A 24,909-nucleotide genomic window follows, 5' to 3' on the forward strand; every position below is an offset into this window, starting at 1 on the left:
GCAATCGTCGCGGAAGCTTAGACTTGCGCCAAAATCTGAGCGTAAAAGGCTCAAACCGCGGGCTCACACCCTGGCGATAATGTCAGCAATCGAGTCCACGACTTCGTTAGGCCTATAAGAGAAGTTGGTGATTCCTTCGCGATTCGTGGAACCGGTCAGCACCAGGAATGTATGCAGACCGGACTCTACCCCCGCCAACATATCCGTATCCATCCGGTCGCCAATCATGGCGGTTTCCTCGGAGTGGGCGCCAATCTTGTTCAATCCGGTGCGGAACATGACCGGGTTGGGTTTGCCGATAAAGTATGGATTCTTGCCGGTGGCGGCCGTAATCATGGCGGCAATCGCGCCGGTGGCAGGAATGGGGCCGTCCTTGGTGGGGCCGGTCATGTCCGGATTAGTGGCGATAAACTTGGCGCCCTTGTTGATGAGTTGCACCGCCGTGGCAATCTGGTCGAAAGAATACGAGCGCGTCTCGCCCAACACCACGTATTCCGGATCCGTGGAAGTCATGACATAGCCCGCCTGGTACAGGGCAGTGGTCAAACCGGCTTCGCCCACCACATAGGCGCTGGATTTCGGGGACTGAGTTTTCAGGAAAGACGCGGTAGCCAGCGCGGAAGTCCAGATGCGTTCTTCGGGGACCTCCAGGCCGGAAGCCTCCAACCGCGCGGACAGGTCGCGAGGCGTAAAGATGGAGTTGTTGGTCAAAACCAGGTATTCCCGACCCTTGTCCCGCAGGGCTTGCAGGAACTCAGCCGCACCTGGAATCGCCTTGGTTTCATGCACCAGTACTCCGTCCATGTCGGTCAGCCAGTACTTGATAGGTTTCACGACCGGGGTGATTTCCTTTTCCCGGTCCTCTTTCGTGCCGAAAGTCGCGTCCATCATCGCTTCGAGTTTGTCAGCTGTTTGGCTTTTCAATGTGTTCCCCTCAATTTGCTTCGGTCCCCAGATTCTGGGGAGGCGACAGAACCCAAACGCCGGAACACCGGCAAAGACTGCCGGACGCGCCGGCTTTGGCAACTCAAACGTTCACTTATAAGGTTATGCAATAGAAGAATTTATTGCAATGATTAGGTGATTTTTGTGGCGAAATGGGCGCTGATTACGGGGGCTTCCAGCGGTTTAGGTGAGGAATTCGCCTGGCAATTAGCTGCCGAGCCGCTCAACGTCGTGCTGGTCGCCCGGCGTCAAGACCGTTTGGAGGCTTTGGCGCAGCGGATTCACACCACTCTAGGCGTCGAAACGGAAGTCTTGGTCGAAGATTTGTCCACCAAGGCCGGTCAGTACGCGGTCATTCGCCGCCTGCGCGACGACTCCCGCCCGGTCGCGGTGCTGGTCAACAACGCCGGTTTCGGTTTGGGGCAAACTTTTGTGGGCGGAAAGTGGGACCGCGAGGACGCAGCCCTAGAGGTGATGGTGCGGGCCTTGTGCCGGCTGACGTTTGAGGGAGCACAAGCGATGGGGTCACGTACCCATCGCCACGCACCCGGCAAAGCGGAACGGTTGTTACAAAAATTGACCGGCCAGCCCGCGCTGGGGAAAGCCTCGGGCGGCGGGGTCATCATCAATGTTTCCTCCGCTACCGCCTACACCGCTATGGGCACCTACGCGGCGATGAAGACGTGGGTGCGGTTCTTTAGCGAGGCTGTTTCTACCGAGCTGCGCGGCACCGGCGTATCCATCACCGCTGTGGCGCCGGGACTAATGAAAACCGAGTTCCACCAATCAGCCCAGATGAACGCCTCGGTCTGGCCCGAATACGGCTTTGTCGATCCCGAAACAGTCGTCAGAGCCACCATCGAAGCAGCTCGCCACCGCCGCGTCCTGGTCACCCCGACCGTTCGGTACAAAATCGCGATGGCGGGCGCGCGCCTGGCTCCCCGCTGGCTGATGCGCGCCCTGTTCAACTCTCGCCTATTCTCCCGAGCACTGAACCCCAACCCCGAACCGGAACGAAACGCCAACTAAAAAAACGGAGGGGAACCCGGGCGGGCTCCCCTCCGTAAGACAGACGCGGTTTACTTCATCTTGGTCCCGACCGAACCCAGACGCTCGCAAGCCTCGACGACGCGCGCGGCCATCCCGGCTTCTGCCGCCTTGCCCCAAGCACGCGGGTCGTACTGCTTCTTAATGCCGACTTCGCCGTCAACCTTTAGCACGCCCTCGTAGTTCTTCATCATGAAGTCCACAACCGGACGAGTGAATGCGTACTGGGTATCGGTGTCAACGTTCATCTTGATGACGCCGTTAGCCACAGCGGTGGCGATTTCCTCGGCCGAGGAGCCGGAGCCGCCGTGCATCACCAGGTCGAACGGACGGTTGCCGGCGTTGAAGTGCGCGCCGACTTCCTCCTGAATGGTGCCCAAGAGCTCGGGACGCAGCTTGACGTGACCCGGCTTGTACACGCCGTGGACGTTGCCGAAAGTCAAAGCAGTTAGGTACTGGCCGTTTTCGCCCAAGCCCAGCGCTTCGACAGTCTTAATGCCGTCCTCGGTGGTGGTATAGAGTTTTTCGTTGATTTCCCCAACAACGCCGTCTTCTTCGCCGCCGACGACGCCGATTTCCACCTCGAGGATGGTCTTGGCCGCGGCCGCCTTGGGCAGCAGACGCTTGGCAACTTCGAGGTTCTTTGCCAGAGGAATGGAAGAACCGTCAAACATGTGAGACTGATAGAACGGCAGACGACCGGCCTTCACTTCCTCGATTTCCAGGTCGATGAGCGCTTCGGTCCAGGAGGACAGCTTGTCCTCAGTACAGTGGTCGGTGTGAATCGCCACGTTAACCGGGTAATTCTGAGCAACTTCACGAATATAAGCCGCCATCGCCAGCGAACCCGCCACACGATCCTTAATCGTTGAGCCAGACCAGTATTCCGCACCGCCCACGGACACCTGAATGATGCCGTCAGATTCGGCTTCGGCGAAACCACGCAGGGCTGCGGTCAGCGTCTGCGAGGAAGTCACGTTGATGGCCGGGTAGGCGAACTTGTTATCCTTGGCGCGCTTGAGCATTTCCTTATAAACTTCGGGGGTTGCAAGAGCCACGATTATCTCCTTTTATATAGCGTCGGATTGTCTTATGACGTGTCCCATTCTTTCACTTTTGGGCACAGTTTTCGCGTCTTTCGCGGATTTCCCAGCTCGGTTTTATGGAAGAAAAGCTGGGTGACAAAGGTCATTTGGCCCTGGCACAAGGGAGGTTGCGGCGGCGCGGCCGGGCAGGCGGGTTGTCTCTAAAGAACGTTACGCCAGTCCCAAGTCCGCTAGACCCAGCGCCGCAAAATAAGGATAGCCAGCAGCTTCGATTTTCTCTCTCGCCCCGGTGGCGCGGTCGACCACCACGGCAACAGCAACGATTTCGGCACCCGCAGCCTTTAAGGCTTCGGCGGCTTGAAGGGGCGAACCGCCGGTGGTCGAGGTGTCCTCCAGGACGACGACACGCTTACCCGCCACTTCCGGGCCTTCAATCTGGCGTTTCATGCCGTGGTCTTTCGCTTCTTTACGCACCACGAAAGCGTCGAGGCTCAAGCCTCGGGCCGCCGCCGCGTGCAGCATCGCCGTGGCGACCGGGTCAGCACCCATCGTCAACCCGCCCACCGCGTCGATTTCCGAAACGGGGAACCCATTTTCTTCCAGCAAATCCAGCATGACATGGCCAATCAGCGGGGCGGCCTCGTGGTGCAAGGTAGCGCGGCGCATATCGACATAAAAGTCCGATTCTTTGCCCGATGCCAGGGTAACTTTCCCGTGGACCACGGAAAGGGTTTTCACAAGTTCAGCGAGTTTTGTCAGCTGCGGATCATTCTTTTTCACGCTTTAAGCATAAAGTGTAAAGCGTGGATGAGAGCAATAAACCGGTGGATAGTCCTGCAGACCCGGTAGATTTAGCGCCTGGGACAGTGGGGGTGGGTCCTTGGCCGACTGATGAGCCTCTGCCGGCAGGCTCCCAATATGACCCGGAGTTGCTGCGGGACGGCGACGCCCGCAATGTTCCTGACCACTACCGCTATTGGAGGCTGGATGCCATCAGGGACGATTTGGACCGATTGTTACAGCCTGGACCGGGGGAACCCACGCTAGAAATCGCGATTGAGAACGTGGGTCATGATTTCAATACCGGATCCATCATCCGCACCGCGAACGGCCTGGGAGTGCGCCACATCCACATCGTAGGCAGGCGGCGGTTTAACCGGCGCGGAGCGATGGTTACGGACCGCTACCTGCACCTGCACTACCACCCGGAGGTACGGGACCTGGTGGCATACGCCGCCCAGCAAGAACTCACGATAGTAGGGATGGATAATTTCCCCGGCGCCGAACCGCTGGAAACCGTCGTGTTACCTCCGCGCACCCTGATGGTTTTCGGCGAGGAATCACAGGGCCTGACCCCTGCCATGCAAAACGTTTTGGAACGATTAGTACAGATTACGCAGTATGGTTCGACCCGGTCACTAAACGTGGGCCACGCGGCCGCCATCAGTATCTGGGCTTGGCGGCGCACCTATCCGCCACGTCCCGCCAGCCTCGCAAACTCGTAATCCGCCAGGACGCACCCCGAAAATCCCGCACCTCACTGTTGCGCCAAGAGAGCAAGCTCGCGAATCTGGGCGTTAAGGTCGGGCCACAGCGCCTTGTGAACCGAACCAAACTTTTGTGCACCCAGGAATGCCCCGGCCGTTCCGGCCACTCGGTCCACCCAGATGAACGACCCCGACTGCCCGAAGTGGCCGATGACTTCCGGCGGAAAAGACACCGGCAGATAGTGTGGCGACTTCACGCCGTGCAACTCCACCCCGGTCGCCCAGAGATTGTCCTTCTGCGGTCCGTACCCCGGCAGCAGTCCACGCAGTCCAGGATGCTGCGGAACGCAAAACCCATCGAGGTCACGCTCGGTAAAGCCGAGAACCCCTGCCTCGGGGCTTAACAGTTCCCCCGCCAAGCGCGCCAAGTCACTCACCGGACCCGCCGCACCCCACGCCGGAGAGTGCGATAAAACTGTACCGTCCATTCCAAGTGGTTCCAAGACCGTTTCTCGCACCCAGTCCGTCCACGGTTTCCCCACGGCCTTTTCCGCTATCTCCCCGGCCAATTCGAAGTTGTAGTTCGAGTAGATTCGCTTGGTAAACGGCGCTATTGCGCGCGCATCAGGCCGAGCAATCCCGAACTTTACCCCCAGGCGAGGTCGGTCAGGAGCGGCCATCGGCGCATCAAAAGGCAGACCGGAACAGTGCGACAGCAAGTCCACCAGCTTCACTTCCGGAGCTGCCGGGGAACCGACCAAGGTGCGTAAAGACAGCGCGGGTGTGGCCAGGGATTGACGCCAAAATGCCACTGCGACCAAGAACTTGGTGACCGACATCCAGGGAAAAGACCGGTTGAGGTCCGCCGGGTCGGAAGCGGCCGTCCAGGCGTAGACATTCCCACTGGATTGACGCGACAAAACCGCTAAGGCATAAGGAAAGTTAAAACCCTGGCGTGCCGGCAGGTGCGCCGCCTCGAGAGACCCGAATGCTACACTCATCAGTTTTTGACCGACCGATACAAATTATTGAATCCAGCCGGACTCCCGGTAGTGTAGCAGCAGTTCTTCCTGATACTCAGGCAGGAACACCGAGAGGAAATAACGCGCCAGTTCCTCCGCAGCATCGAATTCCCGGTCATAAAGCCAATGAATCATGATGCCGTAATAAACAGCGGCTTGAATTTCCGCTAAATGAGTCGGATCCTCCGTGGCGGCGACTTTGCCGTCCTGCTGTAAGCGAGACCAAACCCGCTTTAAAACACTAAGCAAACGTTCGGAGCGGCGCATGTAATGATCATGGGCGGGATGAATCTCAGACGAGGCTTCCACCATCATCATGCATTCCACTTCGATAATCATGGGATTTTCGTTTAGCCGCGAGGTGACCTCTAACAGGGTGTCCAGCACCGGCAACGCGTCTAACTTTTCAAGGTTATCCAGGTCAAAACCAACCTGTGTTTCGTAGCGCTGCACCACGCTCATTAAGAGAGCCTCTTTGGAGGGAAAGTGGTAGATGACACCGGGATGCGAAATGCCCACGTGACGAGCGACGTCACGCAGAGACATGCCGTGATAGCCGACCTCAGCGAGTAAATCAACAGCCGCGTCCAGGATTGCTTCACGCCTTGCTAAGCCCGATTGATAGGGGCCGCGCTCCCGTTTTTCCGCAACCATAACCTCTCCCGCTGGTAAACCAACACTTTAAATCCCTATTCCCAGTAAAATGCCAGGGAACTCACAACTAATCCTAACTTACCACCCGGTAAACTTCCACGTTTCGAGACGCGGTCTCCAGGAAAAAATTACCTCAAGGCGGCGCAAAATCACATCTACACCGCCTTGAACAGGTAATTTATCGAATTATTGGGAGTTTTTCACCCGTAACTGCAGCCGATATTGATCTGACATTGGTCCTGTCAATTCACTCAAATCCCCAGATTTTATTAAATCAGTGGGACTGAAATCGGGCATATCCACGACCACTGTCGAAGCGGGCGTGATGTCGCCAGCCAGCAGCTTTTCAGCCAGCTGGTCGCCGATTTCACGCTGTATCAGACGGCGCAGCGGACGCGCTCCGTAAGCCGGGTCGTAACCCGTTACCGCCAGCCACGACCGTGCGGCCTCAGTGACTTCGAGGGTCAGCTGCGTTTCCGCCAAGCGCGTGGTCAGCTGGTGAATCTGAATGTCGACAATCTGTTCCAGGTCCTCGGTGGAAAGCGCCTCAAACATGATGGTTTCGTCCAAACGGTTGAGGAACTCCGGCTTGAAGGCAGCACGCACCAAGTCCAAGACCTGACGACGCGTCTCAGCGGGGTCAGCCGCACGGTCCATCAGGAACTGGGACCCCAGATTCGAGGTCAGCACCAGGATTACGTTACGGAAATCAACCGTGCGACCCTGGCCGTCAGTCAAACGACCATCGTCCAAGACCTGCAGCAAAATGTCGTAGACATCCGGGTGCGCTTTTTCGACCTCATCGAGCAGCACCACCCCGTAGGGACGCCGCCGCACGGCTTCGGTCAGCTGGCCGCCTTCCTCGTAACCGACATAGCCCGGAGGGGCTCCAATCAGGCGTGCAACCGAGTGCTTCTCACCATATTCACTCATATCAATACGGGTCAAAGCCTTTTCGTCGTCAAACAGGAAATCGGCCAGAGCTTTAGCCAGCTCGGTCTTGCCTACCCCGGTAGGGCCGAGGAACAGGAAAGAACCCGTGGGACGATTCGGATCGGACACTCCGGCGCGCGCCCGGCGCACCGCGTTCGCCACCGCCCTCACCGCGGCCTTTTGCCCGATGAGGCGCTGTCCCAGGTATTCCTCCATGTGCAGCAGCTTCTCGGATTCACCCCGCAGCAGCTTGCCGACCGGAATCCCCGTCCAAGCCGCAACCACTTCCGCAATTTCGGCAGCATCTACTTTCTCGGCAATCATGGGACCGTCCTCAGCCTCAACAGAACCCGCAGAACCCGGTTTTGTACTGTCCGTTCCAGAATTTGCGGAATCTGCAGGAGATTGTCCCTCCGAGCCCTCGCTCGGAGTGCCACCTTCCGCGGCCGCAATCTGGGCTTGAATCGCTGGAATTTCGCCATTTTGCAGGCGGCCTGCATCCTCCCAACGCCCCTCGCGCATGGCTTGTTCCAAAGCCGTATTCAGTTCGTCCAACTTCACACGCAGTTCACCGACCCGGTTGTGACCGGCCTTTTCGGCTTCCCACCGCAGATTCAGCCGATCCAGATGTGCCTGTTTTTCATCCAAGCTGGCCTGCAGTTGGGCCACCCGTCCCGCGGTCGCCGGATCGGAGCGATCTGGGTCGGAGGCGTTCAGATAGGACAGCTCCATATTTACCCGCTCGACTTCGCGGCGCAGGGAATCAATTTCCTCCGGGGAGGAATCCAGTTCCATCCGCAGCCTCGATGCCGCCTCGTCAATCAAGTCGATAGCCTTATCAGGCAGCTGACGCCCGGAAATATAGCGATTAGAAAGCTGCGCAGCCGCCACTAATGCCCCGTCCGAAATAGTCACCTTGTGATGGGCTTCATATTTCGGGGCAATGCCGCGCAAAATCGCGACGGTGTCCTCCACGCTAGGCTCACCCACGAACACGGTTTGGAACCGACGTTCCAAAGCCGGATCCTTTTCAATGTGTTCACGGTATTCATCCAAAGTCGTGGCCCCCACCAGGCGCAACTCACCGCGCGCCAACATGGGTTTCAGCATATTCGAGGCATCCATCGACCCCTCGCTGGCTCCCGCCCCAACCACGGTGTGAAGCTCATCAATGAAGGTCACCACTTCGCCCTCGGCGTTCTTAATTTCTTCCAGTACCGCCTTAAGGCGTTCCTCAAACTGTCCGCGGTATTGCGCCCCCGCCACCATCGCCGCCAAATCAAGGGCGATGAGGTGCTTGTGCTTTAAGGAATCCGGCACGTCTCCCGCCACGATACGCTGCGCTAGGCCTTCCACCACAGCGGTTTTACCCACGCCGGGTTCCCCGATGAGCACCGGGTTGTTCTTGGTGCGCCGGCTGAGTACCTGGATAACGCGCCGGATTTCGGCATCCCGCCCAATCACCGGGTCAAGTTTGCCGTCCATCGCCCGCTGAGTCAGGTCGTCGCCGTATTTTTCCAGCGCCTTAAACGTGGCTTCGGGGTTCGGGGAGGTCACTTTGGCGTCTCCGCGAACCTTTTTAATGGCTTGGCGCAGTTTTTTGTCGCTCGCTCCCGCATCGCGCAGAATCTTGCCGGCTTTGCCTTCGTTGTCCGCCAACCCCAACAGTAAGTGTTCGGTGGAAACGTAATCATCGCCCCGCTCTTGAGCTTTCGTGCCAGCCGCACTGATGACATTTAACATAGCCTGGGAAGGCTGCGGTTCCGCCACGGATTCGCCGGTTGCTCCCGGCAAAGACGCAAGTTCACGGCGCACTTCCCGGCCGATAGCGTCGGCATCGGCCACACTGCTGAGGACCTCGAAAGCAATCCCCTCGCGGTCCTCCAGTAACGCAGACAACAGGTGTATCGGTTCCAGCATGGCGTTGCCAGCCGCCCCCGCGGTACGCAGTGCCGTTGCCAGAGCCTCCTGAGACTTGGTTGTAAATTTTTGGTCCATAGATATCATTCCCTTTCGCCATTCGGCACTTATATAAACAGCATTTGCGGGCGGCGCATTCCGCGATAGAAAAGTAAAATCTGGGTTTTCACTCTCTGCGTAATTTGGTAAATTCCCTTCCGCACTCCGGTGAAGTCTGATAGAAAAGAATTACCAATTTCAATTTTTAAACAAGAAGGAGTTCTCATGGGTTTTGAAGATTTGACTGGTAAGGCTAAGGACTTGGGCGACAAGGCCAAGGGTATTGCCGAGGATTTGGGCGATAAGACAAAAGACGCCGCTAAGGATTTGGGCGATAAGGCCAAAGACGCGGTGGACGCCGCCAAGGACGCGGTGACTTCCGAGGAAAAGACCGACAAGGTTTTGGACGACATTGCCGGCGCTGCCAATAAGGCTACCGGCGGCAAGTTCGCGGACAAGATTGACGCTGCCCGCAATGCTGCTGACGACAAGTTGGGCGGCAAGTAAGGCCTCGAATGTTGGCTTCGTAATCCCTGATTAAGAGGATTATTCCGGGGGACGCTGGGGATACCGGCGCCCCCGCGGTTTTTAACCGAAAGTGCGGGATAACCAAGCAAAGCCATTCACTCCCACACCCCTATTGACCCCACACCACCAGGGCACCCGACTGGGAGGACATTTCCAGAGGGAAACCGAGTGATTGGGTTTTTTCGGGACGCTGCCCGCGGTTCAGTTTGGTGACTTCACCGCTGGAAGAGGCGGCAAAGACCCGGTTCTGCCGGTTGGCCGCCAGAGCGAGCGCCGCGTTTTCCGCTTCGAGTTCATCCACGCGCCGTTGCAGAGCCATGATGCGCCGAACCCCCTCCAGGTTCACACCCTCCCCTTGAGACAAGGTTTGCACCTGGTGCAGCCGAGCCAAGTCCCGCAGCGAGTAGCGCCGCCCGCCCCCGCCGGTGCGCCCCGGAACCACCAGACCCATCCGGTCGTATTGACGCAGGGTCTGCGGGTGGATACTCATCAGTTCGGCTGCCTGAGACACCCGAAATCGGGGTTTAACCCAAACCTGCTGAGCCTCCACCTCGCTGAGCCCCCCAGCGCCTCGAGCCCCACCGAATTCTTTGTGTAGAATCGTCTCGACCAGCCGCCGATTGTTGGAATACAGCAGCGACAGGGCCGCGTTCATCTCATCGATTAGGCTCATGACACCTCCTAAAGAGCGACCTTCCGATCCAACTCGGCACGCGGATCAGCGCTGCGAGTCGCCGCCGCGAAATCATCGACGGCTTTCTTGGCAGCTCGCGAGAGCTTTTGCGGCACAGCGACCTGCACCGTCAAGCGCAGATTCCCCCGCCCCTTCTTCGTGTGCAGGCCGTATCCGGGAATGCGGATTTCCTCACCAGATTGTGTACCGCTCGGTACATTAACTTTCACGGTCGTGCCATCTGGCAGCGGCACTTCAATGAGCGCCCCATTGACGGCCTCCGCAAAGGTAATCGGCAGGGTAAACAGCAAATCCTTGCCGTCCAACTGCAGGAAAGGATGCGGGGAAACATTGCAGGTCACCACCAGGTTGCCCGGTTCGCCGCCGTTAACGCCCGGCTTGCCCTTACCTTTCAGACGAATCTTTTGCCCGTCCCGAACCCCCGGAGGAATCCGCACACTAATTACCTCACCGTGCAGCTTGAGGCGAATGGTGGCGCCGTTATAAGCCTGTTTAAAGGTCAGCTTCGTGGAAGCCGTGAGGTCGGCACCGTCTTGCGCACGGAAGGCGAACTTACGTGCCCCCGCATTGGGCGCCCCGGCACCATAACTAGGCTCAGCCGCGGGCCGGGCTCCTCCCGGATAACCGGAAAAACCCTGCCCAAAACCGGTGTAGGACGCACCCGGACCCGCTCCGTCAGCGCTATCCGCGTAGCGGGTGAACGTGTTGAGAATATCGCTCAAATCCGGTCCGGTTTTGCCGTAAGTGGTACTGCCCCCGCCGTAGCCGCCAGAAAACATCGCCGAAAACACGTCCTCGAAATCGGAGGCGGAACCGTGACGGGAACCCCCGGCCCGAAACCGGGGACCGCCAGAGGCCATGGCCCGCAAGGCATCGTACTTCTGACGCTGTTCAGGATCGGAGAGAACCGAGTATGCCTCACCGATTTCTTTGAATTTTTCCTCGGCGGCTTTATCGCCGGGATTCTGGTCTGGGTGATATTGACGCGCGAGCTTGCGATAGGCCTTTTTCAGGTCTTTATCCGTCACGCCCTTCGATACTCCCAGGACCGCGTAATAGTCCTTATCAATCCAATCATTGGTGCCCATCGCTTACCCCCTTTCCATTTGCTTGGTTCACGATTCACGCCTCAGAAGGTTGGTCGGCAGAGGAATTTTTCTCAACTCCCACCACCACCATGGCAGCGCGCAGAACCCGTTCGCCCATCAGGTAGCCCGGCTGCGCCACCGCGTCGATGACGTGTTCCCCATCGTCGTCTACACCCGGTGCCATTTGAATGGCCTGGTGCAGATTTGGATCGAAGGTGTCCCCGACCGCCCCGTAGCGCTTGACTTTAAACCGGGTCTGTAACGTGGATTCTAATTTCGTCGCCACCGCGCCAAACGGACCTTCCAGATCCCCGTGCTGGCGAGCCAAATCGATGTCATCCAACACGCCCATCAGGGCATTGACCACCGAGGCAACCCCGGCTTCCTGCTGTTGGGGAATCTCCGCCTTGGTGCGTTTGGCGTAGTTGCTGTACTCCTGCTGGAGGTTAAACAAATCCGCCCGTGCCCGCGCCAAATCGTCCTTGGCCTGATCCAGCTCCTGGTTCAGCGCCGCGATACGGTCCTCTTGAGCCTGAACCAGCTCGCTGGTCAGTTCATCAGCTTCGCCCGAGACGGGTTTGTCGCTCGCCTGAGCCGCCCCCCCGGCCTCGTGACCAGCAGAGCCACCGGAGGGAGCATGGCCTGGCGCGGGATGGCCCGCCGCAGATTTCGCCTTCTTGCCTTTCTTGGAGCCCGACTTGGGTTTGGCCTCAGTCTCCGCAGACTTCTGTGCTTCACTGGCCTTTTCGACTTCGTGTGCAGCGGCTTTATCGAAGTCCTTTTGAGCTTCGGCATACGCCTTGCGGGCTTCTTGACTGAGTTTATCTTCGCTCACTTGTTACCGCCCTCATCGTCTTCATCGATGACTTCAGCATCAATCACTTCGTCATCATCGTTGGAGGCGGTGTTGGTGTCAGCCGCGGCACCGTCCGCCGGCGCCGACTCGTTTTCCTGCGCGTGGGCGTAGAGAGCCTGACCGATGGCTTGGGCCTTTTCCTCCAGTTCGCTCATCGCCGCCTTGATAGCCTCGATGTCCTCACCTTCGTTAGCCTTTTTAAGGTGTTCCAAAGATTCCTTCACCGGCGCCACCACGTCCTCAGGAAGCTTTTCTGCGTTGTCCTTCAGCAGTTTCTCAATGCGATAAACGGCCTGTTCAGCACCATTACGCACCTCGGCCTCGTCACGGCGCTGCTTATCTTCGGCAGCGTGAGCTTCGGCTTCCTTAATCATGCGGTCGATTTCGTCCTTCGGCAGGGACGATCCGCCGGTGATGGTCATGGACTGTTCCTGACCGGTGCCGCGGTCCTTTGCTGAGACGTGAACGATACCGTTGGCGTCAATGTCGAAGGTCACTTCGATTTGCGGCAACCCACGCGGTGCCGGAGCAATCCCGGTCAGTTCAAAAGTACCCAGCGGCTTGTTGTCGCGGGCGAACTGACGTTCCCCTTGGTAGACCTGAATCAGCACAGAAGGCTGATTGTCCTCAGCGGTCGAAAAGACCTCGGAGTGCTTGGTCGGAATGGCGGTGTTGCGCTCAATCAGCGGAGTCATGATGCCGCCCTTGGTCTCGATACCCAAGCTCAAGGGGGTCACGTCAATGAGCAGAACGTCCTTGCGGTCGCCTTCAATCACGCCCGCCTGGAGAGCTGCCCCCACCGCCACGACCTCGTCGGGGTTCACACCCTTATTCGGCTCGCGGCCGCCGGTCAGCTCCTTGACCAACTCGGTTACGGCGGGCATCCGGGTGGAGCCGCCGACCATCACCACGTGGTCGATTTCGCTGAGTTTGATGCCCGCGTCTTTGACGACCGCGTTGAATGGGGTCTTGCAGCGATTGAGCAGGTCCTCGGTCATTTCCTCGAACTTGGCTCGCGTGAGCTTTTCGTCCAGGTGAATTGGGCCGTTTTCGCTCATAGACAGGTACTGCAGGTTTATGTTCGTACTCATCGCGCTGGACAGTTCCTTCTTGGCCTGTTCAGCGGCGTCACGCAGACGCTGCAACGCGATTTTATCCTTGGACAAATCCACGCCATCCTTGGTCTTAACCTGGTCAACCAGCCAATCTACGATGCGCTGATCCCAATCGTCACCACCGAGTTTGTTATCGCCGTTGGTGGCGCGCACCTGAATGGTGGAAAACCCATCGTCGTCCTTGCCGACTTCCAGCAAGGACACGTCGAAGGTGCCGCCGCCCAGGTCGAATACCAGGATTAGCTCGTCCTCCTGGCCCTTTTCCAGGCCGTAAGCCAGCGCCGCCGCGGTCGGTTCGTTGATGATACGCAGCACCTTCAGTCCCGCAATCTGACCAGCTTCCTGAGTCGCGGTACGCTGCGAGTCGTTGAAGTATGCCGGAACGGTAATAACCGCGGATTCTACGCTTTCACCTAGGTAGGCTTCGGCGTCCTGCTTTAGCTTGCTCAGGATACGAGCCGAAATCTCCTGCGGAGTGTATTCCTTGTCGTCGATGGCGACCTTCCAGTCAGTGCCCATATGGCGCTTCACCGAAGAAATGGTGCGGTCCACGTTCGTGACTGCCTGGCGCTTGGCGACTTCGCCCACCAGGACTTCACCCGTCTTTGAGAACGCCACCACGGAAGGCGTGGTACGCATCCCTTCTGCGTTGGCGATAATCGTGGGTTCACCACCTTCCAAAACTGCCAGAGCCGAGTTTGTGGTTCCCAAGTCGATGCCTACTGCTTTTGCCATTGTGTTTCTCCCCTTTTTCTTTGTGTGTGTTCGTATTCTTTACATTTCAAACCCAAGAACTAGGAATCTTGAGTTCTAACGACTCAATTTTAGCTCAGGTGATTTTCCTTGTCTACCTAAGACTGCAAAACTTGAGTCTATCTAACTCAACTTCTGAAAGAGCGGTTTTATTCCCGGAACACAATAAGGGACTGTGCCACCCAACTCAGAAAAAGCAAGGCGTCCGGAAAAAATCCCGGACGCCTTGCCCCGAAAGGAGAACATCATGAAGAAAAAAGAATGTTGTAAACCCCCGCAAACTAGGCAGCAAAGCCCTGGTTAGCCACCGTGCGGGAGCTGAGAATCCCCACGATTCCCGAAGCGGGAACGTTAAAGGGAGGACGACCCACCAGCCTGTTTACCGCTTCAGCAAGCGTGCCAGATTTGAAAGCCCGCGCCTCGCCATCCGCCCGATTCACGTTGCTGGGAGCGACAACCTTGGGAAAAACGGGGACATTATCATAGGCACTGCGACCAGCTGTGGAAGCCACAGCTACCGCAAACATCTGCGGCGTCTGCAGCTTGTCTGTACCGCTGAGTTGCTCGCTCATTTTCATCCCATCCTTGGATTGCCATAGTCCCTGACCCAGTGACGCCGTCGCCGGCGACCTTGGTGACAACCGTAACTATCGGCTGGTTTTGGACTTCATTAGGTTCTTTACGGATTTCTGTGCCTAAACGGGTCTTAGGTAAGCCCACAGTGTCCACAACGGGCGACTTTGTCATGACAAAGGACCGCACAGGAGCGGTCCATCACCTCGCTATCGCAGCAACAAAAATTCCTCAAATCCCGCCAAATTCCTGCCAGAAAACCAACTGAAAGACTTGAAACAGGTAAACTTTGAGGGTGGCTGAAAAGGAAAAATCCTCGGGAACATTGGTAATCGGCTTGGGCCGTTTCGGATCCGCGGTCGCGATGACGCTGAATTCTCTGGATCGCGAAATTCTGGCAGTCGAAAGCGACCCGGCTCTAGTCGAGCGTTTTTCCCCGCTCATTCCCGTGGTGGAAGCGGACGCGACCCGCCTGGACGCGATGGAACAGTTGGGTGCCAAAGATTTTTCGTCCACCGTAGTGGGGGTTGGCGCTCTGGAAGCCTCGGTGCTGATTACGGCCAACCTGGTCGATTTGGGGATGGAACAAATCTGGGCCAAAGCCATCAGCCGAGAACAGGGCAAAATCCTGCGCCGTATTGGCGCCCACCACGTCATTTACCCCGAATTTGATGCCGGAAGGCGTACCGCGCACCTGGTTGACGGCAGGATGCTGGACTACGTAGAGATGGATCGGGAAGGCTTCTCGATTGTTAAGATGCGCCCGCCGGCAGAAATCCAGGGATTTACCCTGTTAGAATCCGATGTGCGCCGCCGCTACGGGGTCAATATCCTTGGCGTTATCTCGCCAGGACAACACTTTGAATATGCCGGCCCGGACACGGTAGTGGCAGCCAACGACCTGATTATCGTGTCAGGGGACGGAAAACTGCTCGAAGATTTCGCGAATCGCCCCTGAAGGGAACTTTAGAGGTTCAGCCAATAGGTCGAACCCGGCACCACCCGATACATGACCGCGGTGAGGCGTGCCCCCGAACACGATTCCGCCAGCTCCCCCAGCTCACTCGCCTCGATGTCCACGCCCACATCAGCGCAGTCCAAAACCGCCGTGAACCCGAAAAACACCACGTCATAATCCCGGCGAACCCGCTCCCAATCGACCCCCAGGAACACCGCGTCTTTGCCGCTCAAGCGTTGGAACTCCTGGCGCACCTCCAGGTTGGTGAACTCCATCGGATAGCGTCTTACCAGTTCACGCCAGTTTTCCAGGGTATTCACTTGGTAGACCCGGTTAAAGCTGAGGGGTGGAATCTGATCAAAGTGGAACGGAATCTCGCGCGCCTGTTCCGGACTGGCCGCCCACACCGGGTCAAACAGGTCACGCGTACAGGCGAACTGGAGCAGCGGTGCTTGTGGGAAGTGCAAGCCGGAAGTCGGATCGGGGATGGGGGGAACCGGACCGATGAAGCTCGTCACGTAAGGAAAAGTGTGGGGATTCGTTCCCCCGTGAGGCTCCCCATAACGCGGCAGATGCCCGGCAGTCCGCTGCACGGAGCTGGAATCGGAAGGCTGGCGCAGCGTCACGGCATCCAAAGAATCAAACCGCAAATGATGCGCCCGCGGGTGAAAACGCTGTTTGAGGTACTTTAACAGGGGAAACTCCAGCCACTGCTGCGCCAGGTTATCCGCGTCATTTCGGCCGCTCGGCCCGATGACTCGGTCCGCGATTCGCGGCTGCATATCCTCGCAAAATGTGTAGTCACACACGGCTGCGGAGAGCCGCTCGACCAGCAGCGGAAGCTTTTGCTCTGACAGACCCTGAGCATTTTCCTGGCTGAGTTCATCAAACCGGGTTTTAAACGCTTCAATCGCCTTGTCAGCACCGGGAATATCGCGCACATCAGTACCGTTTTGCAATGCCTTGAGGGCGTGCCTTTCATTGCGAGCCCGCGCTCGAATATAGGAGTCCAGCAGTTTGCGATGCAGAGGGTCGTCGGCCATCCCCAAACAAAACGATTCCAGGGTCGAACCCGCGAAAATTTCCCGATACAGATTGGGGAAAGCCACCAGCACCACCCAGTACCGACGCCACGCCCCCGGTTTCGCCTCCAGATTGGGGAAGGCCCAATTCGTTACCGCCATTTCGTCGAACTCCCGCTATGATCTATCCGATATTGGGGGCTTCTTCGGGGAAGCGTATCACCCGGCGGCGGTTTCGCATGGCAAGGGCGGCACCGAAAGTCATGGAGCCCACCCGGCCGGTAAACATCAACAGGGAGAGTAAAAACTTTCCTGAATCCGGTAAGGAACCGGTGATGCCGGTAGACAGACCTACGGTCCCGAATGCACTGTTGACTTCAAAAAGGGCTTCTGACAACGGCAAGTCCGTCAACAGCAGCAGTCCGGCGGTGGACAAACCTATGACCAGAGAACTCATGGCGACAACCGCCACCGCTAGACGCACAGTAGAGGGACCGATACGTCTCCCGAATGCCTCTATGTCACGATTGCCGCGCACTTCCGCCACAATCGCCAGAACCATGACCGCGAAAGTCGTAACCTTGATGCCTCCGGCAGTGGAAGCCGAACCACCTCCGATGAACATCATGATGGAGGAAACGAACCAGGACGCCTCGTGCATAGAACCCACATCGACCGTGGAAACCCCTAATGACCTGGTATTAAACGCCCCCAGTAGGGCTGCCAGTAGCTTGCCCGGCAAGTCCAAAGCCCCCAGAGTCCGCGGATTATCCCACTCGATAGCCCCGGTGATGCCGCCGCCGACCACGGCCAGCGCCAGGTAGGTGGTGATGGTCAGTTTCGAGTGCAAACTCAAGTGCTTCGGCCGCCGCCAGTTGCGGGCTAAGTCCAAGGAAACCGGGAAACCGATGGCTCCGATGAAAACTCCCAGACACATCGGGCCGATGATGCCGAAGTCGCTAACGAACTGTTCCACTCCGCCCGGCACTATGACGAAACCTGCGTTGTTGAACACACTGACCGCCATGAACACCGCATACCAGGCCGACATGCCGACACCGTAGTCTTGCCGGATGAACTCGGGGAAAAGCATCAGGGCAATGACCGATTCGACCGAAACCGACACCAAGAGCGCCATTTTCCCCAACGAACCGACCTCCCCAAGGGAGGATTTCTTTTCCCCCGCAGCCAGGAGGCGGGCGGTCAGGCCGATGTGGCGCGAAACAGCCAGGGACAGCATGGAGGCCAGGGTCATGACCCCGAGTCCCCCAATTTCTACGCCTAGCATGATGACCACCAGACCGAACGGCGACCAGTAGGTATCGGTAGGCACCACCGTCAAACCGGTCACGCACACTGCTGAAGTACTGGTGAACAGCGCGTCAACGAAGCGGGCGCGACCCGGATCGCGGGTGGAAATCGGCAGGCACAGGATGGCGGTGTGAACGACGATGATGGAGAGGAACACCGCCAGAGTCAGGCGAGCGGGGGCGCGGCGGGCTAGTTCATCAAACCACTTCCCGCTTTTCTCGCGCAGGTTCGCAAAAAACTTCAAGGTCGCCCGTTCCTTATTTCCCGACAGAGATGTTCCGGCTGTTTTTCTGGCGGAGCCTTCGCCGCCCCGGTGGAATCCTGGCGGAAACCACGTGAGGAAAACTCGGTTACAACGTTACCCTCTGGCAGGCTAAAACCGGAATACTAGCCCCTCAAAAAGGAGGAATTTCGGCGAAATTCGGGGTTTGAGAGAAAATAGAGAGCCGAGAACTAACACTTTTATGCAAATTACCGCTATATTTCTGTATGTAACGCGTGTTAAGTGTGAGACTAAAGTGGCTCCAGTAGCGCGTCTAGGCAAATTTAGGATGACGGGAATGACTCAGAACCAGGCACCACGGTTCCTCACCGTAGCGGAAGTTGCGGATTTGTTGAGGGTCTCAAAGATGACTGTTTATCGTATGGTTCATGCTGGCGACCTTCCCGCCGTTCGTGTCAAGCGTTCGTTTCGAGTGCCTTTGAAAGCTGTCGAAGAGCTTTCCGCGTCAAACCTGGAAAACTGGATGGTTGGCAACGACGACGAAGCCGTCGCGCAATAGTTTGTGACGTTGCCACGGACGAAGTTCTCTCATTTTGGCTAGGTTGTCTGAAAAAGGTAAACTTGTGTGGTTATTTGCTGCATGTTAGGCGGCAGCAGTTATTTTAGGAGGTCGGCGTGGGTTCCGTTATTAAGAAGCGTCGCAAGCGGATGGCGAAAAAGAAGCACCGCAAGTTGCTTCGTAAGACGCGTCATCAGCGTCGCAACAAGAAGTAGACGTCAGCGGGCTCGGGTTGTATCCGGGCCCGCGCACGTTTTTCTGGGCGTCTCAACAACACTTCAGTAAGATTGATTCGTGTCGAAAATCGCAGCTTTCTTTGATGTCGACGGCACCTTGATTCGCGGTGCCTCGACCTGGTATCTGGCGCGGGACTTGTATTCCCGCGGCTATTTTGGGCTGGATTTTTTTGTTTTTGCGGCTCGCCAGGCCTTGCTTTATGTCATTTTCGGGGAAAACATCCACCGCGTGGAGCAGGTGAAGAAACGGTCCCTGCAGATTATCGAAGGCAAACTGGAATCGGATCTGGTGCTGGTCGGAGAGGAACTCTACGACCGGTTCCTGCAGGAACGGCTCTTTCCGGGAGCTTTGGACATTATCCAAAAGCACCTCGATGCCGGTCACGATGTCTGGCTGGTGTCCGCCACCCCGCGAGAAATCGCCCAATCTATGGCGCACCGCTTGGGCTTGACCGGGGCTTTAGGCACGGTGGTGGAAGTCGATGAGTGGGGACGCTACACCGGAAAGATGCCGCAGTCTTTGATGCACGGCACGATGAAAGCCAAAGCGGTGCTGGAACTGTCTTGGGAACACGACTACGACCTGAAACAGTGCTATGCCTATTCCGATTCTATGTCCGACGAAAAACTCCTTAACCTGGTCGGACACCCCTGCGTGGTCAATCCAGAACCGAAGTTACGCCGGATTGCCAAACGGCGGCACTGGCCGGTTTATGATTTCGCGCACCGCCGCCTGGATATTGCTATCAAGGTGCGCAGCCAATACCTGCCCGCCATCATGGTAGGTTTCCTGTGGACTGTGCGGGTTCTCTGGAGATACGTAATTCGCCGAATTTTGCGCAACCTGGGACGGGCATGGCATTTCCTGTTTCCCGGGCGCCGCTAACGGCCTAAGATCTGATAATCGCTGACCGTCAACCCTGAAAAGTGAGGAACCATGGCTCTGACCACCGTCCACCTGATGCGCCACGGCGAAGTCGATAATCCCGAAGGGGTGCTGTACGAACGGCTTGACGGCTTTGGACTGACCGAACGGGGACGGGAAATGACGGCTCTGACGGCTCGCTGGCTGGCCACAGAAAACCGCGATATTGCCATGATTATGTCCTCTCCGCTGCAGCGCGCCCAGGAAAGCGCCGCCCCCGCGGCCGAAATTTTCCAGCTGCCCATATTCACCGATTCGCGCCTGACCGAGGCGGGCAATAAGCTGCGCGGGCAAAAGATTCACCGTTCCCCGTTGACCTTGGCCAGCCCGCGATACTGGCCGCTGTATGTGGCGCCCTGGCTGCCGTCCTGGGGGGAACATTACCGAGACATCGCCCAGCGGATGTTTCGCGCGGTCGCTCACGCCAGAGCCTTGACTCCCCCAGGCCGGGAATCGCTGGTAGTTTCCCATCAGCTGCCGATTTGGACCCTGCGGCGTTTCGTGGAGGGAAAGTCCTTAGTGCATGACCCGCGGAAACGCGAGTGCGCCCTGGCCTCCGTAACCTCGTTTTATTTCGACAACGCCACCTTGATTGGCTTGGACTACGCCTCACCAGCGGAATCACTGGTCGCTCAGTCTCAGGACGTGACGCCGGGCAGTTCCAGTGCCGCGGTCAATACCGGTCGCTGATTCGCGAGATTGGTCGATTTCTGAAGTGCGGGTCCCCACCGGGCCGCACCGCTCACGCCTGCTTAAACTGGCTGTGATACAGCTGGTAGTAAGCGCCGCGTTGGGCCAGCAATTGTTCATGATTGCCAGATTCCACCAAGCGCCCCTCGTCAATGACCAGGATAATGTCCGCGCCGCGAATCGTGGAGAGCCGATGTGCGATGGTGAAGGTCGTTTTCCCGCGTCCCAGCCGCGACATTGCTTTGGCCAGCTGCAGTTCAGTGCGGGTATCAACCGCGGAAGTTGCTTCGTCCAGAATCAGGATAGACCGGTCGGCGTAAAACGCTCGCGCTATGGTGAGGAGCTGCTTTTCCCCGGCTGACAGCGCCGTGGAATCGTTGCCAATCAACGTGTCGTATCCGGCGGGCAGGGCTTTCACCAGGGAGTCCAGTCCGGATTGAGTCGCTGCTAGTTCCACCGCGGCCGGGTCCGGCAGGGGTTCACCAAAAGCAATGTTGGCGCGAATCGTGTCGTCTATGAGCCAGGGGTCTTGCGCCACCATGCCGATTTCGGCTCGCAGCCGTTCAATAGGAATCCGGCGGATATCGAGGCCGCCCATAGTGATGGTGCCGCTATCAGGGTCAACGTAGCGTTCCAACAGGTTGACCAGGGTGGTTTTGCCCGCTCCGGTGGGGCCCACGATGGCAATGGATTGGCCCTTTTCTACGGTCAAGTTCAGGTCTCGGATGACGGGTTTGCCAGGCACATAAGAGAACGTTACGTTGTCGAACACGATGCGACCGTCCTGTAGCGCCGCGCCGCAGTCGGATGTTCCCTCGTCCTGGTCAGAAGCGGGGTCGGGCCCGCAGATGAGTTGGGCCGCCCGGTCGGTTTCGATTTCGGAATCAGTTTCGTCAATGAATCTGAACAGGCGCTCGGCGCTGGCCAGAGCACTTTGCATCAGGTTCAAAATCTGCATGACTGCAGCCAGCGGCATAGAAAAGTTGCGCGAGTATTGGATAAACGCCTGGACTCCCCCGATGGTCATCATGCCGGATAGCACGAACCAGGCACCGATTACCGCCACCAAAACGAAGGACAGATTAGACACCAAAATCAGCATCGGCTGCATCAGCATGGAGATGAACTGCGCTTTGAAACTGGCTTGGGTAAAAGTCTCATTTTCCCTCGCGAAACGTTGGGAATAAGTCGGTGCCAAACCGTGCAAAGTGAGGATTTGTTGTCCGGAGAAGGATTCCTCGACTAGGGTCGAGACCACCCCGGTTTGGTCCCATTGCTGTTTAAAGTAGGGCTGGGACTTTTTCATGATGAACCCGGCTCCCGCCCCGACGACCGGCAAAATCAGCAAGGTCAGCAACGCCAGCCACGGGGAGATTACGAACATCATTACCGTGACCGCCACAATGGAAATGAGCGAGTCCAGGGCTCGCCCCAGAACCTGTTGCAGGGTCTGGGTGATGTTATCGACATCATTAGTGGTGCGAGACACCAGGTCGCCCGTGTCTTGTGACTCCAGGTACGACACCGACAGCCGGTTGACCTTATCGCTGGCGACATTTCGCAGCCGATATCCCAAACGCTGTACCACCAGCCGGTTAATCCGCTGCCCCAGGTAGCCCAGGACTACGGCGACGATGCTGAGGCCCAATGCCACCACGAGGTTTTGTACCAGACGGTCCACTTTTCCGGCCAGAATATTATCGGTGGCGAAACCGAGAACCGCAGGAACCAAGCTCATCGAGACGGTTCCCGCCAGAATCATAAAGAATTCAAGCCCGATTAATCCCAGGAATGGCTTGAGCTCAACGAACAGCCGGCGCCAAGCCGCGCGGGCATTGCGAGGCTTATCGTGCGGGTTGGGCTCCCCGTGCGGGCCACGCCGGGCAGAGCTCCTCTGATTTGGAGGCATTATTGCACCTCCTCCAAGGACAGCTGGGACTCCACGATTTCTTGGTAGGCTTCGCAGTCATCCAGCAGCTGCTCATGAGTCCCCAGACCCACCATCCGGCTCTCATCGAGCACCATAATCTGATCCGCGTGGCGCACCGAAGCGATACGCTGCGCCACAAAAATGAGGCTGACCGGCCCCTCCAAACTGTTGAGCTCCCCGCGCAGCTTCGCCTCGGTAGCAAAATCCAAAGCCGAAAACGGGTCATCGAGAAACACCAGCGCCGAGCCTCGGAACAGGGCTCGTGCCACCGCAAGCCGCTGACGTTGCCCACCGGAAAAATTCTTGCCCCCCGCACTGACCTCAGCGTCCACGCCACCGCCCAAGGCGGACACAAAATCCCCGGCTTGTGCCTGACGCAACGCCGCCCAAACCTTTTCACGTATCCCATCCGTGATTTGTGCCGGCTCCATCCCGGAAACGGTGGAAGCAATAGTCCCCGAGAACAAGTAGCTGTTTTGGGGAACGTAAGCGATGTGGCGATGCCACTGGTCAAGGTCGAGGTTCCGCAAGTCCACTCCGTTGACCGTAATTTGTCCCGCGGTGGGGTCCAAGGAGCGCATCATCAGGCGCAAAAGAGAGGTTTTGCCGCTACCAGTGGAGCCGATGATGGCGGTGCTCTGGCCCGGTTCGATACGGAAGTTCAGGTCCTGCAGCAACGGCCGGCTGGCTCCCGCGAAGCCCACCGAAACTCCCTTGAAACTCAAAGTCAACGGCCCTGCGGGGAAAGCCACAGGAGTGCGGGGCGAGCTGATTTCGGGCGAAGTTGAGATGACTGCAGACAAACGTTTGGCACACACCTCGGCACGAGGCACCATCACAAACATGAACGAAGCCATCATGACCGCTCCGAGCAGCTGCATCAGGTAAGTCAGAAAAGCGACAATATCCCCGATTTCCATCTGACCAGAGAAATAGCGTCCCGCCCCGAACCAGATGACCCCAATCGAGGAGAGCATGACGATGAGCTGCACCGCCGGAATCATCAGCGCGAACAGATTGCCCAGGCGCAAAGCGACATCACGCAAATCCCGGTTAGCGGTATCAAAACGCTCGTTCATGAACTGTTTGCGGCCAAAAGCCCGCACGATACGCACCCCGGAGAGCGCCCCGCGAATCCGCGCCGCCACCGCATCTATACGTTCCTGCTGAACTTTGAACAAAGGCGACATGAAGTGCATCAAGATGCCCACCACCACCAGCAGCACCGGCACCGCCACCAGGAATAGCAAGGACAGCGGGGCATCCAGGGACACCGCCATGATGACCGCACCCACGCCCATTATGGGGGCTTGAATCATGATGATGAAAGTCATCAGAATCACGCTTTGCACCTGGTTGATGTCGTTGGTGGCGCGGGTAATCAGCGAGGCGGAACCGAAGCAGTGCATTTGAGACGAACTGAAAGTCAACACTTGGTCATAGACCTTTTGGCGCACATCGCGACCAATCCACATGGCAATCCGACCGCTGAAATAGGCCGAGACGACCATGCCAAGGGTCTGAATGATGGTCGCGACCAGCATGATGCCACCGAGTTTCCAAATCAGGGCGAGGTTTTGGCCAACGATTCCATCGTTGATGATGTCTGCGTTCAGAGTCGGCAGCCACAGGCTGGCTAAACATTGCACGACCTGGGCAATAATCACAATCACCAGGAAGGCCCAACGCCGCGGCATGTGCTCTCGCCACAGCTTTAACAGCATCAGGACCTCCGGGATTAGTTAAATAATTTAAAAACCAGTAGTCAGTTTGGCACAAATTCACGGGGGACGCACAACTTCGCTTTTTCGCTGAAACTGGCATACATTTCCCGAGGCTTCGGGCAAGAGCACCCCCGGACGGTTAGAATGAAAAGGTCACGTCACCGGGAGAGACCCCGAGAAGCGATTGAATAGGATTTTATGAGCGAGAACGCCACATACGAACAAATGCTGGCCCAGATTAACCCCAGAATCGGGGTGGAGTACGTGTTCGCCAGCGTCACCGAGCTGCCACCGGACGTGGAGCCGGTCGCGTTGATTCGCGAACCAGAAGGTATCACTATCGGGGTGACTTTGGAAGAAGCCACCCGCGCCGGTCTCAGCACTGACGACCCCTACACGATTATTACCCTGTCAGCACCCGGATCCCTGGACGTGGTGGGGTTGAACTCGGGGATTGCTCAAGTGTTGTCCTCCCGCTCCATCCCGGCAAACATTTTTTCAGGCATCTATCACACCCATATTTTTGTGCCGTCCAAGCTGGCGGCCGAGGCCAAAGCCGTACTCGAAGATGTGTCCGGCCAAGCCAAAGCCTGGCTCAATATGTAAGCTCAGGCACCAACCCCAAAGGAAT

Annotated in this window: 24 protein-coding genes; 9 read left to right on the plus strand and 15 right to left on the minus strand. The window is 57.6% G+C overall.

Annotated elements, in window-relative coordinates; all coding sequences use genetic code 11:
• Positions 1 to 63: 63 nt before the first annotated feature.
• Positions 64 to 888 (minus strand): HAD-IIA family hydrolase, encoded by an 825-nt coding sequence (locus Q0V70_RS05470; protein WP_297589628.1) that lies wholly within the window; start codon positions 886 to 888, stop codon positions 64 to 66.
• Between the two features lie 201 nt (positions 889 to 1,089).
• Here Q0V70_RS05470 and Q0V70_RS05475 point away from each other — a divergent pair, with 201 nt between their 5' ends.
• The gene (locus Q0V70_RS05475; RefSeq protein WP_297589338.1) at positions 1,090 to 1,974 is read left to right on the plus strand and encodes an SDR family oxidoreductase; all 885 of its coding nucleotides are present in this window, start codon (positions 1,090 to 1,092) and stop codon (positions 1,972 to 1,974) included.
• Positions 1,975 to 2,024: 50 nt separating this feature from the next.
• Here Q0V70_RS05475 and fbaA read toward each other — a convergent pair whose 3' ends face one another.
• Both fbaA and pyrE read right to left on the minus strand, forming a co-directional pair.
• Positions 2,025 to 3,050 (minus strand): class II fructose-bisphosphate aldolase, encoded by a 1,026-nt coding sequence (fbaA, locus tag Q0V70_RS05480; protein ID WP_297589341.1) that lies wholly within the window; start codon positions 3,048 to 3,050, stop codon positions 2,025 to 2,027.
• A gap of 198 nt (positions 3,051 to 3,248) precedes the next feature.
• Positions 3,249 to 3,818: an orotate phosphoribosyltransferase gene (gene pyrE, locus Q0V70_RS05485; protein WP_297589343.1), complete on the minus strand. Its 570-nt coding sequence runs from the start codon at positions 3,816 to 3,818 to the stop codon at positions 3,249 to 3,251.
• 23 nt (positions 3,819 to 3,841) lie between these two features.
• Here pyrE and Q0V70_RS05490 point away from each other — a divergent pair, with 23 nt between their 5' ends.
• On the plus strand, positions 3,842 to 4,543 hold the full coding sequence (locus tag Q0V70_RS05490; RefSeq protein WP_297589347.1) for an RNA methyltransferase: 702 nt from the start codon (positions 3,842 to 3,844) through the stop codon (positions 4,541 to 4,543).
• A gap of 32 nt (positions 4,544 to 4,575) precedes the next feature.
• Here Q0V70_RS05490 and Q0V70_RS05495 read toward each other — a convergent pair whose 3' ends face one another.
• The 3 genes from Q0V70_RS05495 to Q0V70_RS05505 form a co-directional block, all read right to left on the minus strand.
• On the minus strand, positions 4,576 to 5,526 hold the full coding sequence (locus tag Q0V70_RS05495) for a serine hydrolase domain-containing protein (RefSeq protein ID WP_297589351.1): 951 nt from the start codon (positions 5,524 to 5,526) through the stop codon (positions 4,576 to 4,578).
• 24 nt (positions 5,527 to 5,550) lie between these two features.
• Positions 5,551 to 6,201, minus strand: coding sequence for a TetR/AcrR family transcriptional regulator (locus Q0V70_RS05500; protein ID WP_297589353.1), 651 nt, complete (start codon positions 6,199 to 6,201; stop codon positions 5,551 to 5,553).
• 186 nt (positions 6,202 to 6,387) lie between these two features.
• Positions 6,388 to 9,132: an ATP-dependent Clp protease ATP-binding subunit gene (locus Q0V70_RS05505; protein WP_297589356.1), complete on the minus strand. Its 2,745-nt coding sequence runs from the start codon at positions 9,130 to 9,132 to the stop codon at positions 6,388 to 6,390.
• A 186-nt stretch (positions 9,133 to 9,318) separates the two neighbouring features.
• Between Q0V70_RS05505 and Q0V70_RS05510 the strand changes: the two genes are divergently transcribed.
• On the plus strand, positions 9,319 to 9,600 hold the full coding sequence (locus Q0V70_RS05510; RefSeq protein WP_297589359.1) for an Rv0909 family putative TA system antitoxin: 282 nt from the start codon (positions 9,319 to 9,321) through the stop codon (positions 9,598 to 9,600).
• Between the two features lie 130 nt (positions 9,601 to 9,730).
• Here Q0V70_RS05510 and Q0V70_RS05515 read toward each other — a convergent pair whose 3' ends face one another.
• The 5 genes from Q0V70_RS05515 to Q0V70_RS05535 form a co-directional block, all read right to left on the minus strand.
• Positions 9,731 to 10,294 (minus strand): heat shock protein transcriptional repressor HspR, encoded by a 564-nt coding sequence (locus Q0V70_RS05515; protein ID WP_297589362.1) that lies wholly within the window; start codon positions 10,292 to 10,294, stop codon positions 9,731 to 9,733.
• A gap of 8 nt (positions 10,295 to 10,302) precedes the next feature.
• Positions 10,303 to 11,403: a J domain-containing protein gene (locus Q0V70_RS05520; RefSeq protein WP_295026201.1), complete on the minus strand. Its 1,101-nt coding sequence runs from the start codon at positions 11,401 to 11,403 to the stop codon at positions 10,303 to 10,305.
• Positions 11,404 to 11,437: 34 nt separating this feature from the next.
• A complete protein-coding gene (locus Q0V70_RS05525) occupies positions 11,438 to 12,238 on the minus strand; it encodes a nucleotide exchange factor GrpE (protein WP_297589366.1) in 801 nt (266 codons plus the stop codon).
• Positions 12,235 to 14,109, minus strand: coding sequence for a molecular chaperone DnaK (gene dnaK, locus Q0V70_RS05530; protein ID WP_297589369.1), 1,875 nt, complete (start codon positions 14,107 to 14,109; stop codon positions 12,235 to 12,237). The genes Q0V70_RS05525 and dnaK overlap by 4 nt, the downstream gene beginning before the upstream one ends.
• Before the next feature lie 299 nt (positions 14,110 to 14,408).
• Complete coding sequence (locus Q0V70_RS05535) at positions 14,409 to 14,699, minus strand: hypothetical protein (RefSeq protein WP_282922303.1); 291 nt, start codon at positions 14,697 to 14,699, stop codon at positions 14,409 to 14,411.
• Between the two features lie 296 nt (positions 14,700 to 14,995).
• On the opposite strand from Q0V70_RS05535, the gene Q0V70_RS05540 reads away from it, so the two are divergent.
• Positions 14,996 to 15,658 (plus strand): TrkA family potassium uptake protein, encoded by a 663-nt coding sequence (locus Q0V70_RS05540; RefSeq protein ID WP_297589372.1) that lies wholly within the window; start codon positions 14,996 to 14,998, stop codon positions 15,656 to 15,658.
• 8 nt (positions 15,659 to 15,666) lie between these two features.
• On the opposite strand, the gene Q0V70_RS05545 is transcribed toward Q0V70_RS05540, so the two are convergent.
• The gene (locus tag Q0V70_RS05545) at positions 15,667 to 16,842 is read right to left on the minus strand and encodes a DNA mismatch repair protein MutL (protein WP_297589375.1); all 1,176 of its coding nucleotides are present in this window, start codon (positions 16,840 to 16,842) and stop codon (positions 15,667 to 15,669) included.
• A 22-nt stretch (positions 16,843 to 16,864) separates the two neighbouring features.
• Entirely contained in the window at positions 16,865 to 18,235 is a 1,371-nt protein-coding gene (locus Q0V70_RS05550; protein WP_297589378.1) for a TrkH family potassium uptake protein, read from the minus strand.
• Positions 18,236 to 18,551: 316 nt separating this feature from the next.
• On the opposite strand from Q0V70_RS05550, the gene Q0V70_RS05555 reads away from it, so the two are divergent.
• The 4 genes from Q0V70_RS05555 to Q0V70_RS05570 all read left to right on the plus strand — a co-directional run bounded on the left by Q0V70_RS05555 (position 18,552) and on the right by Q0V70_RS05570 (position 20,624).
• A complete protein-coding gene (locus Q0V70_RS05555; protein ID WP_297589381.1) occupies positions 18,552 to 18,773 on the plus strand; it encodes a helix-turn-helix domain-containing protein in 222 nt (73 codons plus the stop codon).
• A gap of 116 nt (positions 18,774 to 18,889) precedes the next feature.
• Positions 18,890 to 18,988 (plus strand): 30S ribosomal protein bS22, encoded by a 99-nt coding sequence (locus Q0V70_RS05560; RefSeq protein ID WP_003792170.1) that lies wholly within the window; start codon positions 18,890 to 18,892, stop codon positions 18,986 to 18,988.
• 79 nt (positions 18,989 to 19,067) lie between these two features.
• Positions 19,068 to 19,895, plus strand: a complete 828-nt coding sequence (locus Q0V70_RS05565; protein ID WP_297589384.1) for an HAD family phosphatase — start codon at positions 19,068 to 19,070, stop codon at positions 19,893 to 19,895.
• 51 nt (positions 19,896 to 19,946) lie between these two features.
• Positions 19,947 to 20,624, plus strand: a complete 678-nt coding sequence (locus tag Q0V70_RS05570) for a histidine phosphatase family protein (protein WP_297589386.1) — start codon at positions 19,947 to 19,949, stop codon at positions 20,622 to 20,624.
• Between the two features lie 52 nt (positions 20,625 to 20,676).
• Here Q0V70_RS05570 and Q0V70_RS05575 read toward each other — a convergent pair whose 3' ends face one another.
• Positions 20,677 to 22,533 carry an ABC transporter ATP-binding protein gene (locus Q0V70_RS05575; RefSeq protein ID WP_297589389.1) on the minus strand — a complete coding sequence of 619 codons (1,857 nt, stop codon included), beginning with the start codon at positions 22,531 to 22,533 and terminating at the stop codon, positions 20,677 to 20,679.
• Entirely contained in the window at positions 22,533 to 24,278 is a 1,746-nt protein-coding gene (locus tag Q0V70_RS05580) for an ABC transporter ATP-binding protein (RefSeq protein WP_297589392.1), read from the minus strand. Before Q0V70_RS05580 ends, Q0V70_RS05575 begins: the two co-directional genes overlap by 1 nt.
• 198 nt (positions 24,279 to 24,476) lie before the next feature.
• Here Q0V70_RS05580 and Q0V70_RS05585 point away from each other — a divergent pair, with 198 nt between their 5' ends.
• Positions 24,477 to 24,884, plus strand: a complete 408-nt coding sequence (locus Q0V70_RS05585; protein ID WP_297589395.1) for an ACT domain-containing protein — start codon at positions 24,477 to 24,479, stop codon at positions 24,882 to 24,884.
• The last annotated feature ends 25 nt before the right edge of the window (positions 24,885 to 24,909 follow it).

This window comes from uncultured Mobiluncus sp. (assembly GCF_947087965.1).
Taxonomy (GTDB): domain Bacteria; phylum Actinomycetota; class Actinomycetes; order Actinomycetales; family Actinomycetaceae; genus Mobiluncus.

What these genes read in the sequence shown, in the direction of transcription:
- Q0V70_RS05470 (WP_297589628.1), bottom strand. Translation starts at nt 888, where the DNA reads ATGGACGCGACTTTCGGCACGAAAGAGGACCGGGAAAAGGAAATCACC.
- Q0V70_RS05495 (WP_297589351.1), bottom strand. Translation starts at nt 5,526, where the DNA reads ATGAGTGTAGCATTCGGGTCTCTCGAGGCGGCGCACCTGCCGGCACGC.
- Q0V70_RS05500 (WP_297589353.1), bottom strand. Translation starts at nt 6,201, where the DNA reads ATGGTTGCGGAAAAACGGGAGCGCGGCCCCTATCAATCGGGCTTAGCA.
- Q0V70_RS05505 (WP_297589356.1), bottom strand. Translation starts at nt 9,132, where the DNA reads ATGGACCAAAAATTTACAACCAAGTCTCAGGAGGCTCTGGCAACGGCA.
- Q0V70_RS05510 (WP_297589359.1), top strand. Translation starts at nt 9,319, where the DNA reads ATGGGTTTTGAAGATTTGACTGGTAAGGCTAAGGACTTGGGCGACAAG.
- Q0V70_RS05515 (WP_297589362.1), bottom strand. Translation starts at nt 10,294, where the DNA reads ATGAGCCTAATCGATGAGATGAACGCGGCCCTGTCGCTGCTGTATTCC.
- Q0V70_RS05520 (WP_295026201.1), bottom strand. Translation starts at nt 11,403, where the DNA reads ATGGGCACCAATGATTGGATTGATAAGGACTATTACGCGGTCCTGGGA.
- dnaK (WP_297589369.1), bottom strand. Translation starts at nt 14,109, where the DNA reads ATGGCAAAAGCAGTAGGCATCGACTTGGGAACCACAAACTCGGCTCTG.
- Q0V70_RS05535 (WP_282922303.1), bottom strand. Translation starts at nt 14,699, where the DNA reads ATGAGCGAGCAACTCAGCGGTACAGACAAGCTGCAGACGCCGCAGATG.
- Q0V70_RS05545 (WP_297589375.1), bottom strand. Translation starts at nt 16,842, where the DNA reads ATGGCGGTAACGAATTGGGCCTTCCCCAATCTGGAGGCGAAACCGGGG.
- Q0V70_RS05555 (WP_297589381.1), top strand. Translation starts at nt 18,552, where the DNA reads ATGACTCAGAACCAGGCACCACGGTTCCTCACCGTAGCGGAAGTTGCG.
- Q0V70_RS05570 (WP_297589386.1), top strand. Translation starts at nt 19,947, where the DNA reads ATGGCTCTGACCACCGTCCACCTGATGCGCCACGGCGAAGTCGATAAT.
- Q0V70_RS05575 (WP_297589389.1), bottom strand. Translation starts at nt 22,533, where the DNA reads ATGCCTCCAAATCAGAGGAGCTCTGCCCGGCGTGGCCCGCACGGGGAG.
- Q0V70_RS05580 (WP_297589392.1), bottom strand. Translation starts at nt 24,278, where the DNA reads ATGCTGTTAAAGCTGTGGCGAGAGCACATGCCGCGGCGTTGGGCCTTC.
- Q0V70_RS05585 (WP_297589395.1), top strand. Translation starts at nt 24,477, where the DNA reads ATGAGCGAGAACGCCACATACGAACAAATGCTGGCCCAGATTAACCCC.